General features: G+C 47.9%; 13 protein-coding genes. 12 read left to right on the forward strand and 1 reads right to left on the reverse strand.

The genetic code is table 11. The features are described 5' to 3' along the window. Positions 1 to 63 precede the first annotated feature (63 nt). From murF to lpxC, 10 genes are all read left to right on the forward strand, one after another. A complete protein-coding gene (gene murF / locus GWI56_RS07615; protein ID WP_198572579.1) occupies positions 64 to 1,446 on the forward strand; it encodes a UDP-N-acetylmuramoyl-tripeptide--D-alanyl-D-alanine ligase in 1,383 nt (460 codons plus the stop codon). Then, complete coding sequence (gene mraY, locus GWI56_RS07620) at positions 1,447 to 2,529, forward strand: phospho-N-acetylmuramoyl-pentapeptide-transferase (RefSeq protein WP_006079891.1); 1,083 nt, start codon at positions 1,447 to 1,449, stop codon at positions 2,527 to 2,529. A 6-nt stretch (positions 2,530 to 2,535) separates the two neighbouring features. Then, positions 2,536 to 3,855, forward strand: coding sequence for a UDP-N-acetylmuramoyl-L-alanine--D-glutamate ligase (murD, locus tag GWI56_RS07625; protein ID WP_131525724.1), 1,320 nt, complete (start codon positions 2,536 to 2,538; stop codon positions 3,853 to 3,855). Beyond that, positions 3,845 to 5,056: a cell division protein FtsW gene (gene ftsW / locus GWI56_RS07630; RefSeq protein ID WP_113941076.1), complete on the forward strand. Its 1,212-nt coding sequence runs from the start codon at positions 3,845 to 3,847 to the stop codon at positions 5,054 to 5,056. The genes murD and ftsW overlap by 11 nt, the downstream gene beginning before the upstream one ends. After that, on the forward strand, positions 5,056 to 6,144 hold the full coding sequence (murG, locus tag GWI56_RS07635; RefSeq protein WP_173248714.1) for an undecaprenyldiphospho-muramoylpentapeptide beta-N-acetylglucosaminyltransferase: 1,089 nt from the start codon (positions 5,056 to 5,058) through the stop codon (positions 6,142 to 6,144). Before ftsW ends, murG begins: the two co-directional genes overlap by 1 nt. A gap of 2 nt (positions 6,145 to 6,146) precedes the next feature. Further along, positions 6,147 to 7,604 (forward strand): UDP-N-acetylmuramate--L-alanine ligase, encoded by a 1,458-nt coding sequence (gene murC, locus GWI56_RS07640; protein ID WP_198572580.1) that lies wholly within the window; start codon positions 6,147 to 6,149, stop codon positions 7,602 to 7,604. Positions 7,605 to 7,764: 160 nt separating this feature from the next. Next, the gene (locus GWI56_RS07645) at positions 7,765 to 8,514 is read left to right on the forward strand and encodes a cell division protein FtsQ/DivIB (protein WP_168826587.1); all 750 of its coding nucleotides are present in this window, start codon (positions 7,765 to 7,767) and stop codon (positions 8,512 to 8,514) included. Beyond that, complete coding sequence (gene ftsA, locus GWI56_RS07650; protein ID WP_006079897.1) at positions 8,495 to 9,730, forward strand: cell division protein FtsA; 1,236 nt, start codon at positions 8,495 to 8,497, stop codon at positions 9,728 to 9,730. Before GWI56_RS07645 ends, ftsA begins: the two co-directional genes overlap by 20 nt. Before the next feature lie 33 nt (positions 9,731 to 9,763). Further along, positions 9,764 to 10,951 (forward strand): cell division protein FtsZ, encoded by a 1,188-nt coding sequence (gene ftsZ, locus GWI56_RS07655; protein ID WP_198572581.1) that lies wholly within the window; start codon positions 9,764 to 9,766, stop codon positions 10,949 to 10,951. A 182-nt stretch (positions 10,952 to 11,133) separates the two neighbouring features. Further along, positions 11,134 to 12,054 carry a UDP-3-O-acyl-N-acetylglucosamine deacetylase gene (gene lpxC / locus GWI56_RS07660; RefSeq protein WP_198572582.1) on the forward strand — a complete coding sequence of 307 codons (921 nt, stop codon included), beginning with the start codon at positions 11,134 to 11,136 and terminating at the stop codon, positions 12,052 to 12,054. Between the two features lie 12 nt (positions 12,055 to 12,066). Here the strand turns inward: lpxC and GWI56_RS07665 are convergent, their stop codons facing one another. Beyond that, complete coding sequence (locus GWI56_RS07665; RefSeq protein ID WP_106648311.1) at positions 12,067 to 12,513, reverse strand: DciA family protein; 447 nt, start codon at positions 12,511 to 12,513, stop codon at positions 12,067 to 12,069. 27 nt (positions 12,514 to 12,540) lie between these two features. On the opposite strand from GWI56_RS07665, the gene GWI56_RS07670 reads away from it, so the two are divergent. Then, positions 12,541 to 13,440 (forward strand): M23 family metallopeptidase, encoded by a 900-nt coding sequence (locus tag GWI56_RS07670; protein WP_105251201.1) that lies wholly within the window; start codon positions 12,541 to 12,543, stop codon positions 13,438 to 13,440. Between the two features lie 60 nt (positions 13,441 to 13,500). Beyond that, entirely contained in the window at positions 13,501 to 16,227 is a 2,727-nt protein-coding gene (gene secA, locus GWI56_RS07675; protein WP_113941072.1) for a preprotein translocase subunit SecA, read from the forward strand. Positions 16,228 to 16,871: the final 644 nt, after the last annotated feature.

A 16,871-nucleotide genomic window follows, 5' to 3' on the forward strand; every position in this document is an offset into this window, starting at 1 on the left:
CGAGGCCCTAAGTCAACACTATGATGGATGTGTATTGGCACACCGGTCATTGGAGCAATCAAGATGATCCCTCTTTCTCTCGAGACTCTAAGTCAACACTTAGGCGTGTATCGAGTCGGTGACGACGTCACCATCCAAGATTTAAGCAGTGATAGCCGTAAAATCGGCGCTGCAACCCTGTTTGTTGCCTTAAAGGGTGAGCGCTTTGACGGCCATGATTTTGCCGCAACAGCTATTGCGAACGGCGCCGCGGCGTTGATGGTTGAGCGTGAATTAGCTTTTGATGTCCCGCAGCTCATTGTGGCTGATTGTCAAAAGGCCATGGGTGCGATTGGTGCTTATGCTCGTGACCAGATCAATCCGATTTGTGTTGCTTTGACTGGCTCAAACGGCAAAACCAGCGTGAAGGAAATGATCGCGACCATTCTGTCGGCAAAGCATCAAATCCTCTATACCGCTGGCAACTTTAATAATGAGATTGGTGTGCCGCTCACTTTGCTGCGTTTAACGCCAGAGGATGAGTTTGGGATATTCGAGCTCGGCGCTAACCATAAAGGTGAAATCGATTACACCTCGGGACTCGTGCGTCCAAACGTCGCGCTGGTGAATAACGTCGGCAGCGCCCATTTAGAAGGATTTGGATCGCAAGCGGGTGTCGCACAGGCGAAGTCAGAAATTTTTAATCATCTGCAGGCCGATGGCACTGCCATCATCAATGCCGATGATGCCTTCGCTGATTTTATGAGCGTTAAGGCAAGACCTTATAAGCAACTGAGCTTCTCCCAGCAAGATGGTGCCGCTAAACGTCATATCGACGTGATAGCGACAGGCCATAAGACTAATGCGGATGGTTGCTATCGTTTTATGCTCAATTATTTAGGTGAATCTTGCCAAGTGGTATTGCCGTTGGCGGGTCGTCATCAGGTGAGTAATGCACTCGCCGCTGCAAGTGTTTGTATTGCTTTGGGATTGAGTTTGACTGAAATATCTGAAGGCTTGAGCCAATTAACGCCAGTGAAAGGACGTATGCAGCCGAGTCAATTGGGGCGCGTGCGTCTAATCGACGATAGCTATAACGCAAATCCTGTCTCCGTTGGCGCGGCGATCGCTTGGTTAAAGGAAATTTCTGAAAATCGCTGTCTGGTACTGGGAGATTTAGGAGAATTAGGCGACAATGCGCCCCTTTTACACGCTGAACTAGGGCAACTGGCCAAGCAACAGGGGATTGATGCCTTGTTTTGTACCGGAACTTTAAGTCAGCACACGAGCCAAGCTTTCGGTGCGGAGCACTATGACAGTGTGGCGACGTTAGTAGAAAAACTTATAAAGCATATAAACCAGTTGCCGGGACAGGTAACGGTTCTCGTTAAAGGTTCACGTAGCGCCGCCATGGAGCGGGTCGTGGATGGCCTAACAGTAGCCTTCGGGCGTGGGGAGTTAGTGTAAATGCTGGTATATCTGGCCGAGTATTTAACCCGTTTTCATACCGGGTTTAACGTGTTTTCCTATGTGACATTTCGAGCCATTTTAGGCTTATTGACCGCATTGGTTTTTAGCTTATGGTTTGGCCCTAAACTGATTGAACGTTTGCAATTACTGCAAATTGGTCAGGTTGTGCGTAACGATGGTCCAGAATCACATTTTAGTAAGCGTGGCACGCCGACTATGGGTGGCTTGCTGATATTGGCTGCTATTTTCATCAGCGTGTTGCTGTGGGGCGATCTGGGTAGCCGCTATGTGTGGGTCATGCTGTTTGTGCTCGGCAGTTTCGGTTTGATCGGCTTTATCGACGATTACCGCAAAGTGGTACGTAAAGACACTAAAGGCTTGATCGCGCGCTGGAAGTACATTCTGCAATCTTTGGCTGCGCTGCTTATTGCTTTTTTCCTGTATGCCACAGCGGCAAATCCAGGTGAAACACAGTTAGTGGTGCCTTTCTTTAAAGACGTGATGCCGCAACTCGGCGCCGTATTTATCGTATTGGCATACTTCACGATAGTGGGTTCGAGTAATGCGGTGAACTTAACCGATGGTCTCGATGGTTTGGCGATTATGCCGACGGTAATGGTTGCGGCGGCGTTTGCCTTGATTGCTTATTTGTCGGGTCACGCTCAGTTTGCAAACTACTTACATATTCCGCATTTACCCGGTTCGGGTGAGTTAGTGATCGTCTGTACCGCCATTGTCGGTGCGGGTCTGGGCTTTTTATGGTTCAACACTTATCCCGCGCAAGTCTTCATGGGCGATGTGGGTTCACTGTCATTAGGTGCTGCATTGGGCACGATCGCAGTGCTTGTTCGCCAAGAAATTTTGTTAGTGATTATGGGCGGCGTGTTCGTGATGGAAACCCTGTCAGTCATTCTGCAGGTGGGTTCGTACAAGTTACGCGGCCAGCGTATTTTCCGCATGGCGCCGATCCACCATCACTATGAGTTAAAAGGCTGGCCTGAACCTCGAGTGATAGTGCGTTTTTGGATTATCTCGATATTCCTCGTCTTACTTGGCTTAGCCACGTTGAAGTTAAGGTAATTGGTTATGCAAAATCAGTATTCACACATAGTGTTAGGTTTAGGGGCCACGGGTTTGTCCGTGGTGCGCTATTTGTGTGGAAAGGGCATTACGCCATTGGTGATGGACAGTCGTCGGCAGCCTCCGGGCGCCGAAACGTTAGCGACGTCTTTTCCTGATGTGAAGCTGATTTCTGGCGGATTCGATTGCCGTTATCTTGTGCAAGCGACGCAGATCATTATCAGTCCAGGCATTGCCACTTATACCCCAGAGGTACGTGCCGCGGTGGATATGGGCATTGAGGTGATTGGCGATGTGGAGCTATTTGCCCGTGAGATTGCTGACCGTAAACCTTGTGTGATTGGCATTACTGGCTCTAACGGAAAATCGACAGTCACTACGCTGGTGGGCGAGATGGCAAGGGAAGCGGGTATTGCTGTTGCCGTCGGAGGTAATATCGGTGTGCCTGCGCTGGATTTACTGCATGAAAATGCGGACTTATTTGTGCTTGAGTTGTCGAGCTTTCAATTGGAAACCACCCACAGTCTTAAGTGTGTGGTGGCGACCTGTTTGAATATCAGCGAAGACCACATGGACAGATACAGTGACATTGATGCCTACCGCGAGGCTAAATTACGCTTATACAAACAAACCCGTGCCGTACTCTTTAATCGTGACGATAAACTGACCGTACCGCCAGAACCAATGAACCAAAACAGTTTTGGTTTAGCGGCGCCAGAAGCGGACGAATGGGGCATCAGCGACAGCAAGATTTATCACGGCAGCAGCGAAATAATGCCGATCACTGAAGTGTCGCTGATTGGCAGCCATAACCATGCCAACCTACTTGCGGCGATGGCGCTTGTGGATGTCGTCGGTGTCGATAAGCACGTTATGGCAAAAGTGGCGCGTACTTTTACTGGCTTATCCCATCGCTGTGAAGTGGTTGGTGTTAAGAATGGCGTGACCTATGTCAATGACTCTAAAGCGACAAATGTCGGTGCCACAGTCGCCGCGCTCGATGGCTTGAGTGACCACTTAGGCGATATTATTTTGATTGCTGGCGGTGACGGTAAAGGGGCTGATTTTAAGCCTTTAGCTGTGGCTTTAGCTAAAGTCACACACCTCATCACCTTAGGCCGCGATGGTAAAAAGATTGCTGCATTGAAAGACGGCTCGATAAGAGTCGACACTATGGCTGCTGCGGTAGCGAAAGCCGCTGAATTGGCAACCTCTGGTGATATCGTTTTATTATCGCCAGCCTGCGCCAGTTTAGATATGTACAGTAACTTCATGGCTCGAGGTGATGATTTTAGAAACCTCGTGGGACAACTTAATGGCGAGTGATGCAAGACAACTTAGCCTATTTGGGCGTTTGCGTTTAGCAATACCCAATTGGCAACGTGATACCGAAGTGCCGGGCGTGCAATTGTACGACCGTGCTTTGCTCGCGGCTGTGTTGTCTTTGATTAGCTTCGGCTTTGTAATGGTGATGTCAGCCTCTATGCCTGAAGCGCAAACGCTCACGGGGAACCCATTTTATTTTATGACTCGCCATGTGGGTTATTTAGTGGGTTGCTTATTCATTGCGGCATTTGTGCTAAGAGTAGAGATGCAGACTTGGCAGCGCTGGAGCCCCATGTTGTTGTTGATTGTGGGTTTGATGTTGTTAGCTGTATTGGTAGTTGGTACTACGGTAAACGGTGCGACGCGTTGGTTATCCATAGGCCCTATTCGCATCCAGGTGGCGGAAGTCGCTAAATTTGCCTTTGCCATCTATATGGCGGGTTACTTAGTGAGGCGTCATCAGGAAGTGCGCGAGAATGCTAAAGGCTTCTATAAGCCGATTGCAGTATTTGCGATTTACGCTGTGCTGATTTTGATGCAGCCCGACTTAGGTACTGTGGTGGTGCTATTTGTGGGAACGGTTGGTCTATTGTTTTTAGCCGGTGCGCGTTTACTCGATTTCTTTGCCTTGATTTTTGCGGGCGTATTGGCGTTTGTGGCCCTAGTGCTATTGGAACCGTATCGTATCCGCCGAGTGACCTCCTTTATGGATCCTTGGCAAGATCCCTTCGGTAGCGGTTACCAGTTGACTCAATCTTTGATGGCCTATGGTCGAGGTGATTGGTTTGGCCAAGGGCTCGGAAATAGTATTCAAAAATTAGAATATTTACCCGAAGCGCACACAGACTTTATCTTTGCCGTGATCGGGGAAGAATTGGGCTTTATCGGCATTATTGCCGTGTTATCTGTACTGCTATTTGTGGCGCTGAGATCGATTCGTTTAGGTAATTTGTGTTTAGCCATGGATAAGCCATTTGAAGGTTATTTAGGTTATGCCATCGGTATTTGGATTTGTTTCCAGACTGTGGTGAATGTCGGCGCGAGTATCGGCATGTTGCCAACCAAAGGGCTGACATTACCTTTTATCAGTTACGGTGGTAGTAGTTTATGGGTCATGACTGCGGCAGCGATGATGTTGCTGCGCATTGATTACGAGCGGCGCATGACATTAGTTCAGGCCGTGCAAGGGAGATTGAAGTGATGACTCCAACAGGAAAACGTATTTTAGTCATGGCGGGTGGTACGGGAGGACATGTGTTCCCGGCACTGGCGGTGGCTAAGTATTTAGCTCAACAGGGTTGGCAAGTGCGTTGGTTAGGCACGGCCGATCGTATGGAGGCGCGTTTAGTGCCCCAGTATGGATTTGATATTGATTTCATCGATATCAAAGGTGTGCGCGGTAATGGTTTGATCCGAAAACTTGCGGCGCCATTTAAAGTGGTGCGTTCAATATTGCAGGCTAAGGCCGTGATTGCTGAGTTTAAACCCGATGTGGTCCTTGGCATGGGCGGATTCGCCAGTGGTCCAGGTGGTGTTGCGGCAAGATTAGCTGGAATTCCACTGGTGCTGCATGAACAAAATGCCATCCCAGGGATGACAAACAAGTTGTTGTCGCGGATTGCGACGCAAGTGTTATGCGCCTTTAAAAATACCTTTACCACGGTGAAGGCAAAGGTCGTTGGTAATCCGATTCGTCAAGAACTGATTGCCTTAGGTGCAGAACCTCAGCCTGAGGCTGATGAAGCCTTAAAAGTGCTCGTGGTCGGTGGCAGCCTTGGCGCCAAAGTATTTAACGATCTTATGCCTGAAGCGGTTGCGATATTGAGTCAGCAGCAGTCAGTGACGGTTTGGCATCAAGTGGGTAAAGATAATCTTACGGGCGTGAAGGCGGCATATCAGCAACAAGGACAAGATGGTGGCGTGAATATCGCTGAGTTCATCGACGACATGGAAGCCGCCTATCGCTGGGCTGATGTGGTATTGTGCCGAGCTGGCGCCTTGACTGTGTCTGAGTTAGCGGCGGTGGGGCTACCGAGTATTCTGGTACCTTATCCCCATGCAGTGGATGATCATCAAACCCGTAACGCTCAAGTATTGGTTGAGGCTGGCGCAGCTTTCCTATTGCCACAGGCCATCTTGGACGTGAATAAACTGGCGAACAAATTACAGTTGCTCGCCAATGACAGAACAGAATTAGCCCGTATGGGCCAAAGAGCGAGAGACGTTGCGGTACTGGATGCGACTGAACAAGTTGCCGCAGTGTGCATCAGCCTTGCTGAGAAAGGATAAGCATGACTAAGACAGAAAGATACGCACAACTGAGAAGCATGATCCCAGAAATGCGCCGTATTAAGCGTATTCACTTCGTCGGCATTGGCGGCGCGGGCATGGGCGGGATCGCCGAAGTGTTAGTGAACGAAGGCTATCAGGTGAGTGGTTCGGATATTGCGCAAAATGCCGTGACCGACAGATTGTGTTTACTCGGTGCCAAGATCCAAATTGGTCATGCCGCTGAAAACGTGCAGCAAGTGGATGTGGTCGTCGTATCAACCGCGATTAATCTGGAAAATCCAGAAATCCTTGCCGCTAAAGAATTACGTATTCCTATTGTGCGTCGTGCTGAGATGTTAGCCGAGTTGATGCGTTATCGACATGGTGTGGCGATTGCGGGCACCCATGGTAAAACCACGACAACGAGCCTTATCGCCAGCGTTTATGGTCAAGCTGGGCGGGACCCAACCTTTGTGATTGGTGGCTTGCTCAACAGTGCCGGTACCAATGCCAGATTAGGCACCAGCCGTTATTTGATTGCCGAAGCTGATGAGAGTGATGCGAGCTTTTTGCATTTGCAGCCTATGGTCAGTGTGGTGACCAACATCGAAGCCGATCATATGGATACTTATGGCGGTGATTTTGAAAAACTGAAATCGACTTTTGTGGATTTTCTACACAACTTGCCGTTCTACGGTGTGGCGGTGGTGTGTATCGATGATGCCGTCGTGCGTGAGATTCTGCCGCGTATTGGCCGTAAACACGTGACCTATGGTTTCAGTGACGATGCGGACGTGCAAGCACTTAATTTTAGTCAGCAAGGTCATCAGTGCCGTTTTACTGTCAGACGTAAAGCTAAAGAAGATCTCGATCTGGTGTTGAATTTACCGGGCCAACATAATGTGCTCAATGCGTTAGCTGCCATTGCGGTGGCGACTGAAGATGAAATCGACGATAACGCTATTACTCAGGCTTTAGTGGAGTTCCAAGGTATAGGGCGTCGTTTCCAGCATTTAGGCAAATTTGCTACGCCGAAGGGCGAAGTCATGTTAGTGGATGATTATGGTCATCATCCCAGCGAAGTTGCGGCGACCATTAAAGCTGCGCGTGCAGGATGGCCTGATAGACGTTTGGTCATGGCGTATCAGCCGCACAGATACACTCGTACCCGTGATTTGTATGAGGATTTTGTGGAAGTGTTATCGCAAGTGGATTGCTTATTGTTACTCGATATTTATAGTGCGGGTGAAGCGCCGATCACAGGTGCGGATGGTCGCGCATTATGTCGTTCAATTCGCTTGCGTGGTCAGCTAGATCCGATCTTTATCGCAAGCCCAGATCTGCTTGCAGAAGTGTTGCCCGATGTATTGCAGGACGGGGATTTATTACTCACCCAAGGTGCGGGTAATATTGGCGCCCTGTCACGACAGTTAGCGTCGTCTGGATTAGGGTTTGCTGTGGTGGAATTACCTGCGTAAGCAAGCTGATCTTTAGCGCTTGATCTGCGAGAAAAAGGAAATTTTGACCAAAGGATTTTGGTCTATATAATGGCCGGTTTTCTGTGGTTTTTAATGGGTGTCGTTAAAGGTGGGATGAAGCGTGTCTTGGAGTGATAAGAGGCGGCACTGGCGGGCAAGAATGTCACGGTTTAATTGGTATCAATGGAGCGGGGCTGGCTTTTTATTCTTCATCGTAGCCAGTTTTGTATTTGGTGGCTATCAGTTACATAAATTTTTGAATGATGCCAGCAACTTGCCGATTGAGGCCGTTGCCATCAAAGGTGAGCGGGTTTACACCACAGATAAAGATATACAAGTAGCACTACAGCATTTAATGCAGCGCAGTTTTTTTAGTGCTGACATTACCTTAGTGCAGCAGGCGTTAGAAGCTTTACCTTGGGTATATCGCGCATCGGTAAGGCGTGAGTGGCCAGCGAAACTCAGGGTGTATTTGCAAGAGCAACAACCCGCAGCCCATTGGAATGGTGACTTGTGGTTGAACGTGCATGGAGAAGTATTCGAAGCGCCATCGCACCCAGAACTTGAGCATTTACCGCAATTATCTGGACCAAATGATATGGGCCTTGAGGTGTTGACTGTCTATGCACAGATCAACTCTCTACTAAAGATTAATGGCTTTACCTTAGCCAGTTTGAATTTAACGCCACGACATGCGTGGCACGCGACCCTTGGAAACGGTATCGTTTTAGATTTGGGTCGAGAAGATAAAATTGCACGGATACAACGATTTATTACTGTTTATCCGGTTTTGGCGAAACAAGAGAAATCCGTTGCCAGAGTAGATTTGCGCTACGACACAGGGTTGGCCGTAGGCTGGGGCGATGCACAAACAAGAGAGCCGATAATTAATGATCAAAAACCAAGATAGAAACCTTATCGTCGGATTGGACATAGGAACCTCTAAGGTCGCAGTGATCATAGGCGAAGTTCTGCCCGATGGCGAAATTAGCATAGTCGGCCTTGGTAACCATCCCTCAAGGGGAATGGATAAAGGTGGCGTGAACGATTTAGATTCGATAGTTCGCAGTGTGCAACGTGCGCTCGATCAAGCGGAATTAATGGCGGATTGCCAAGTGTCATCGGTTTACTTGAGTATTTCGGGTAAACACATCGCCTGCCAAAATGAAAACGGCATGGTATCGATCAACGATGAAGAAGTGACACAGGAAGATGTTGATAACGTGATCCATACGGCTCGCTCGGTGAAGATCCCGACCGAACGTCGCATTTTACACGTGCTGCCGCAGGAATATGCAATCGACGTTCAAGACGGCATTCGCAGCCCAATCGGTATGTCCGGTATGCGTATGGAGGCCAAGGTACACATAGTGACCTGCGCCAATGATATGGCGAAGAATATTACTAAGAGCGTTGAGCGTTGTGGCCTTAAGGTCGACGACTTAGTGTTCTCTGGGATTGCTTCAGCCGATGCTGTGTTGACCTTCGATGAGAAAGATTTAGGTGTATGTATCGTCGATATCGGCGGTGGCACTACAGATATTGCGGTATATACCAATGGCGCCTTGCGTCATTGTGCGGTTGTGCCCGTTGCTGGTAACCAAGTGACGAACGACATTGCGAAGATTTTCCGCACGCCATCGTCACATGCTGAACAAATTAAAGTGCAGTTCGCCTGTGCTCGCAGTTCTATGGTGAGCCGCGAAGACAGTATTGAAGTGCCATCGGTAGGTGGTCGTCCATCGCGGAGCATGTCACGTCACACGCTCGCCGAAGTGGTTGAACCAAGATACCAAGAGCTGTTTGAGCTTGTGCTTAAAGAGTTGAAAGACAGTGGGTTAGAAGATCAAATCGCCGCAGGTATTGTGCTCACAGGTGGCACAGCGTCGATTCAAGGTGTGGTCGATATTGCGGAAGCGACTTTTGGCATGCCAGTTCGCGTAGCGTCACCGCTACCGATCAAAGGTTTATATGAATACGTGGACCAGTCTATTTACTCCACTGGAGTCGGACTGCTTCATTACGGCGCACGACGGGTGATCGAACGTCAGTTCGAACGTCCTGAGCGCCAAGGGGTAACTAGCGCTTGGAATCGGGTCCAAAGCTGGTTTAAGGGCGAATTTTAATTTTCATAACGCAGGCAACACGGAGATCAGACAATGTTTGAGATCATGGATACTCACTCAGACGACGCGGTGATTAAAGTCATCGGCGTTGGCGGCGGCGGCGGTAACGCTGTCGAACATATGGTCAAACACAACATTGAAGGTGTTGAGTTTATCGTTACCAATACAGACGCTCAGGCCCTGAGAAAATCAGGCGCTGGCTCAACAATTCAATTAGGACGCGATGTCACTAAAGGTCTTGGAGCAGGGGCAAACCCAGATGTGGGTCGTGCTGCAGCTGAAGAAGACCGCGAAAACATTCGCGCGGCAATCAAAGGTTCTGACATGATCTTTATCGCTGCCGGTATGGGCGGTGGTACAGGTACAGGTGCTGCACCTGTTGTGGCTCAAATCGCACGTGAAGAAGGTATTCTGACCGTTGCGGTTGTGACTAAGCCTTTCCCATTCGAAGGGAAAAAACGTATGGCTTACGCTGAGCAAGGCATTGCCGAGCTGGCTAAGCACGTGGATTCGTTAATCACGATCCCGAACGAAAAATTATTAAAAGTATTGGGCCGTGGTACTTCTTTACTCGATGCGTTCGCCGCAGCGAATAACGTGTTACTTGGTGCGGTACAAGGTATTGCCGAGCTTATCACTCGTCCTGGTCTGATTAACGTCGACTTTGCCGACGTGAAGACTGTGATGTCTGAAATGGGTAATGCCATGATGGGTACTGGCGTCGCTCGCGGTGAAGACCGCGCTGAAGAAGCGGCCGAAGCTGCTGTTGCCAGCCCATTATTAGAAGACATCGACTTAGCCGGTGCGCGTGGTGTGTTAGTGAACATCACTGCGGGTATGGATATGAGTATCGAAGAATTCGAAACTGTCGGTAATCATGTTAAGGCTTATGCCTCTGACAACGCGACTGTGGTTGTTGGTGCTGTCATCGACCCTGAAATGAGTGATGAGTTGCGTGTAACGGTTGTTGCGACTGGTATTGGTGCTGAAAAGCGTCCAGATATCCAATTGGTTTCTAAACCTGCACCTCGTCCAGAGCCTGTAGTGGTTGAACCAAAAGTCGAAGCCTATGTCGAAGAAGCTGCACATGTAAACTATGCAGCGCCAAAAGGCAACGTGTTGCCAGCGGCTCAGCAGCCAGCTCCTACGCCTGCACCATCGACAAAGCATGAATTGGATTATCTTGATATTCCAGCATTTTTGCGTAAGCAAGCCGACTAGCGAGAGCGTTTGAGTCCAGCGTAATATGTGAGGTGTTGTTCGTTTTGGGCAATACCACAACATAGCTGCATTTGTGTGACATAATAAAGTTATGTTATTATGTTGGACCAGTGCGGCTCGATTTGCCGACGCTGAGTGTACAAATATTAGGCTTTATAATTGGCATATAAACGGGTAACTGAATGATATTTCAACGAACTGTTCAGAAAATGGTGAAAACAACTGGTGTCGGATTGCATTCTGGCAACAAGGTCACTTTGAGCATTATGCCCGCGCCCGTTAATTCAGGGATCGTACTCGTGCGCACCGATTTGAGTCCTGCCGTCGCCATTCCAGCGAAGGCGGAGCAAGTTCGTGAAACCACTATGTGTACGGCACTTGTCAATGACGAAGGTATTCGTATCTCGACCATTGAGCATTTATTTGCAGCTCTTGCGGGTTTAGGCATAGATAACGCTGTAATCGAAGTGGACGCGCCTGAAATTCCTATTATGGATGGCAGTGCAAGCCCATTCGTCTTCTTGTTGCAGTCTGCGGGTATTAAAGAGCAGGCCGCGCCTAAGAAGTATTTAAAGATTAAGCGCACTGTGCGCGTTGAAGATGGCGATAAATGGGCCGAGTTAAAACCGTTTAAAGGTTTTAGAGTCAATTTTAAAATTGATTTTGCGCACCCAGAAATCGCTCGTAGCCAACAGCATGTGGTGATGGACTTTTCAACTTCTGCTTTCGTGAAAGATATCAGCCGTGCCCGTACTTTTGGGTTTATGCGTGATATCGAATATTTGCGAGCCAACAACCTAGCGTTGGGCGGCAGCATGGAAAACGCTGTTGTACTTGATGAATATCGCGTCCTTAATCCCGACGGCCTGCGTTATGAGGACGAATTTGTTAAGCACAAAATTCTAGATGCGTTTGGTGATTTATATGTGGCTGGGCACGCTATTTTAGGTGAGTTCACTGCGTATAAAACCGGTCATGCGTTGAACAACCAATTGGTGCGTGCTTTACTGGCGCAACAGGATGCGTGGGAGTTGGTCAGCTTCGAAAAAGAAGCCGATGTTCCCGTCAGCTTTACCGTACCAGGTGGCGCTGTATTTGCTTAAAAAGCAGTAAGATTATTTATTACGGCTGGCCAATGAGGCCAGCCGTTTTAGTTTTTCGCCCAGTGAACCGCCAATATTTTCCGCTAATGCTGCAATGTGCTCTGCTGCTGCTGGGCTTAATTCTTTATGTCCCTGTTTAGGCTTTGCGTCATACATTGCTAATCTCGGGTTGACTTTAACTTCAATTGCGGTAAGGATTGGGAGCGTTTCTGCTTGAAGCTGGGTTAATAGCTTCGGCTTTTGGAAATTAATTCGCGCAGCCCAGGCTGCCGAAGTGGTTTCAACCACAAGAACACCCTGGCGGAAATTAGCGACTTTTAGTTGCTCCGCAACAGGACCTGCAATAATCTGCTTCACATGCTGATCCAGATACATAAGTAGTTCCGCTTTCTCAGCAAGGTCGGGTAATTTTCCCGATTGATGCAGTAATTGGCTGAGATCTTGAGGGGGCTTTTTCATATGATAATAAGATGGCTGAATTAGGCTATGAGTGTAACAGTATTTATTCAAGGTCGGAATGGCGTCACACGCTGGCAGCCCAGTAAACGCTGGTTGCTACTTCCAATACTATTGTTGGCCACTGGGTCCGGTATTTATCAACACAACTCCGCTCGATTTCAAGATCAGCAAGCCAGTGTCGATAACGATCGTCTCGTGCGCGAACAGCAAAAGAAACAAGTCTTAGAGCTTAAAAGTGCTACTGAGTCTCAACTGGCTATGCTTGTGACTCATGTTGCACGTATGCAAGCCAAGATCACCCGTCTCGAAGCTTTAGGTCAACAGGTCGCTCAGCAGAATAAGTTGGATGAAGATTTTGATTTTTCATCCGAGGTTGGTGTGGGTGGTTTGAGCGAACTAGGCACTAACATCGAGCTCGGACAGCTTATCGACGATATGGATAAGTTGGCATCACGAATTGACAATAATAATGTTCAGCTTTCACTACTTGAAACAGTGTCATCTAACCACCATATAGATGATGAACGTTATATATCAGGTATCCCGCTCGATAAAGGTTGGTTATCGTCGCCCTACGGATTACGTAATGACCCTTTCAACGGTCGCAGGTCTGTGCATAAGGGGATTGATTTTACCGGTCGAGAAGGAGCTAAAGTTGTTGCGACTGCTGCAGGCGTGGTGACTTTTGCTGGAAATATGTTCGGTTATGGCGAATTGGTTGAAATCGACCATGGTAACGGTTTGCATACGCGTTATGGCCATAATAAAGCTTTGTCAGTGACTGTAGGTGATGTGGTCGCAAAAGGCGATGCTATCGCCAGTATGGGAAGCACTGGGCGCTCAACTGGGGCTCATGTGCATTATGAAGTGTTGCGCGGCGGACAGCAGATAGATCCACAAAAGTTTGTCTACCGCAAAGCAAGTTAATTGAAACATTGGCTTCTAGTTTCCATCATGGACTTGGCCTACAGAGAATAAGTGATTCAGATGTTTGGTAAATTACTGACAAAAGTATTTGGTAGTCGCAACGACCGTACCCTTAAAGGGCTTCAAAAGATCGTTATTAGCATTAACGCATTAGAAGCTGATTATGAAAAATTAACCGATGAAGCATTAAAGGCGAAAACCGCAGAGTTCCGTGAGCGTTTAGCTGCTGGAGCTTCATTAGATAGCATCATGGCTGAAGCCTTTGCGACAGTACGCGAAGCGTCTAAGCGTGTATTTGATATGCGTCATTTCGACGTACAGTTACTCGGCGGTATGGTACTCGACAGCAACCGTATTGCTGAAATGCGTACGGGTGAAGGTAAAACCTTAACGGCAACCTTACCCGCCTACTTAAACGCATTGACAGGCAAAGGCGTCCACGTGATTACAGTGAACGATTACTTGGCACGTCGTGATGCCGAGAATAACCGCCCACTGTTTGAGTTTCTTGGTTTAACCGTAGGAATCAACGTCGCAGGTATTGGCCAACATGAGAAGAAATCTGCCTATAACGCCGATATCACTTACGGGACCAACAACGAGTTTGGTTTCGATTATCTGCGCGATAACATGGCGTTTTCACCGCAAGAACGGGTCCAACGTCCGTTGCACTACGCCCTAATCGATGAAGTGGATTCAATCTTAATCGACGAAGCGCGTACGCCGCTGATCATTTCTGGCGCTGCCGAAGATAGCTCTGAGCTATACATCAAGATCAACACCTTGATCCCCAATCTTATCCGTCAAGATAAAGAAGATACGGAAGAGTATGTGGGTGAGGGCGACTACAGCATCGATGAAAAAGCCAAACAAGTGCATTTCACCGAACGTGGTCAAGAAAAAGTAGAAAACCTGCTGATCGAGCGCGGCATGTTAGCCGAAGGCGACTCACTCTATTCTGCTGCAAATATTTCCCTATTACACCACGTCAACGCGGCGCTTCGTGCGCACACCTTGTTTGAGCGTGATGTGGATTACATAGTACAAGACAACGAAGTAATCATAGTCGATGAACACACGGGTCGTACTATGCCAGGTCGTCGTTGGTCAGAAGGCTTACATCAAGCAGTTGAAGCCAAAGAAGGCGTGCATATTCAAAACGAAAACCAAACATTGGCTTCAATTACCTTCCAGAACTACTTCCGTCAATATGAGAAGCTGGCAGGTATGACAGGTACAGCCGACACTGAAGCGTTTGAATTCCAACACATCTATGGATTAGACACAGTCGTTGTGCCTACTAACCGTCCAATGGTGCGTAAGGATATGGCGGATTTAGTTTATTTGACCGCCGATGAAAAATATCAAGCGATCATTAAAGACATTAAAGATTGCCGTGAACGTGGTCAGCCAGTATTGGTGGGTACAGTATCAATCGAACAGTCTGAACTGTTAGCGCGCTTAATGGTGCAGGAAAAGATCCCGCACGAAGTTTTAAATGCTAAATTCCACGAACGAGAAGCAGAAATCGTCGCGCAAGCTGGCCGTACTGGCTCTGTGACTATTGCGACGAACATGGCAGGTCGTGGTACCGATATCGTGCTTGGCGGCAACTGGAACATGGAAATCGATGAACTCGATAATCCAACAGCAGAGCAAAAAGCTAAGATCAAAGCCGATTGGCAAATTCGTCACGATGAAGTCGTTGCTGCGGGTGGTTTACATATCCTAGGCACAGAACGTCACGAATCACGCCGTATCGATAACCAGTTACGTGGTCGTGCGGGTCGTCAAGGTGACGCGGGTTCATCACGCTTCTACCTGTCGATGGAAGATAGCTTAATGCGTATCTTCGCCTCGGATCGTGTTTCTGGCATGATGAAAAAGCTGGGTATGGAAGAAGGCGAAGCGATCGAGCATCCATGGGTATCACGCGCAATCGAAAACGCTCAACGTAAAGTTGAAGCCCGTAACTTCGATATCCGTAAGCAATTACTCGAATTTGATGACGTCGCTAACGATCAACGCCAAGTAGTTTACGCCCAGCGCAATGAGTTGATGGATGCGGAAAGTATTGAAGATACTATCCAAAACATCCAAGACGATGTGATTGGCGCAGTAATTGATCAGTATATTCCACCGCAATCAGTAGAAGAGCTGTGGGATATCCCAGGTTTAGAGCAACGTCTACACCAAGAATTTATGCTCAAATTACCTATCCAGGAATGGTTAGATAAAGAAGACGATCTGCATGAAGAGAGTCTACGTGAGCGTATTATTACTGCTTGGGGCGATGCGTATAAGGCAAAAGAAGAAATGGTTGGCGCACAAGTGCTACGCCAGTTTGAAAAAGCCGTTATGCTACAAACGCTCGATGGCCTGTGGAAAGAACACTTAGCGGCGATGGACCATCTGCGTCAAGGTATCCACTTACGTGGTTACGCGCAGAAGAATCCAAAGCAAGAATATAAGCGTGAGTCGTTTGAGTTATTCCAACAACTATTGAACACCTTGAAACACGACGTCATCAGTGTGCTGTCGAAAGTACAAGTGCAAGCTCAGTCAGATGTGGAAGAAATGGAAGCGCGTCGTCGTGAAGAAGATGCCAAGATCCAGCGCGACTATCAACACGCAGCGGCAGAGTCGCTTGTTGGCGGTGGTGATGAGCATGAAGCTGTCACTGCGCAAGCACCGATGATCCGTGATGGTGACAAAGTGGGTCGCAACGATCCTTGTCCTTGTGGCTCTGGTCGTAAGTACAAACAATGTCACGGCAAGTTAAGTTAATCTGCTGACAGATTAAGCCTACTGAATAAGTAGAATAAAACGTACACTAAAGGCAACTTATCTAAGTTGCCTTTTTATTTCTTCATTAATTTAGAATTAAGCCTCACGTTTACTCCCATGTCATCCGGATTACATTCTTACTCTTCTTTATATAGCTAATCGTCGTTATTCCCCATTGAACATCATTTCATTCTTATCGATAGCCTCTAAAGTTAACCCGCCGCTGTAGCAAATTTAACCGTTAAAACCCATTTTGTGGATAAGTCTGAGGATAAAGTGGGGGTATTGTGTGACTAACTGAAAGTATTAAAAAAAGATCCATTTTTCTCAAAAAAGCCCTTGCGGACTTTCTCAATCTCCCTATAATGCGCATCCACTGACACGGCAGACAGCGAAACGCAAGTTAAGCAAAGAAAGCCAAGCAGTTCATCGGTTAGCAAGCTAAACGATGAGTGTTGAGAAAGTTTAAAAAACTACTTGACGCACTAACGGGAATGCGTAGAATACGCAGCCCTGACCCGCTGAAAACTCAGTGTGTGGTCAACGCTCTTTAACAATTTATCAAGCAAATCTGTGTGGACACTCACAGGTGTTGAGTTAATCGAAACTGCTTAGCCTTCGGGTTGGCAGTCAAAAATTTAAAT

It is taken from the genome of Shewanella sp. DW31 (assembly GCF_015767295.1).
Lineage (GTDB): Bacteria > Pseudomonadota > Gammaproteobacteria > Enterobacterales > Shewanellaceae > Shewanella > Shewanella oncorhynchi.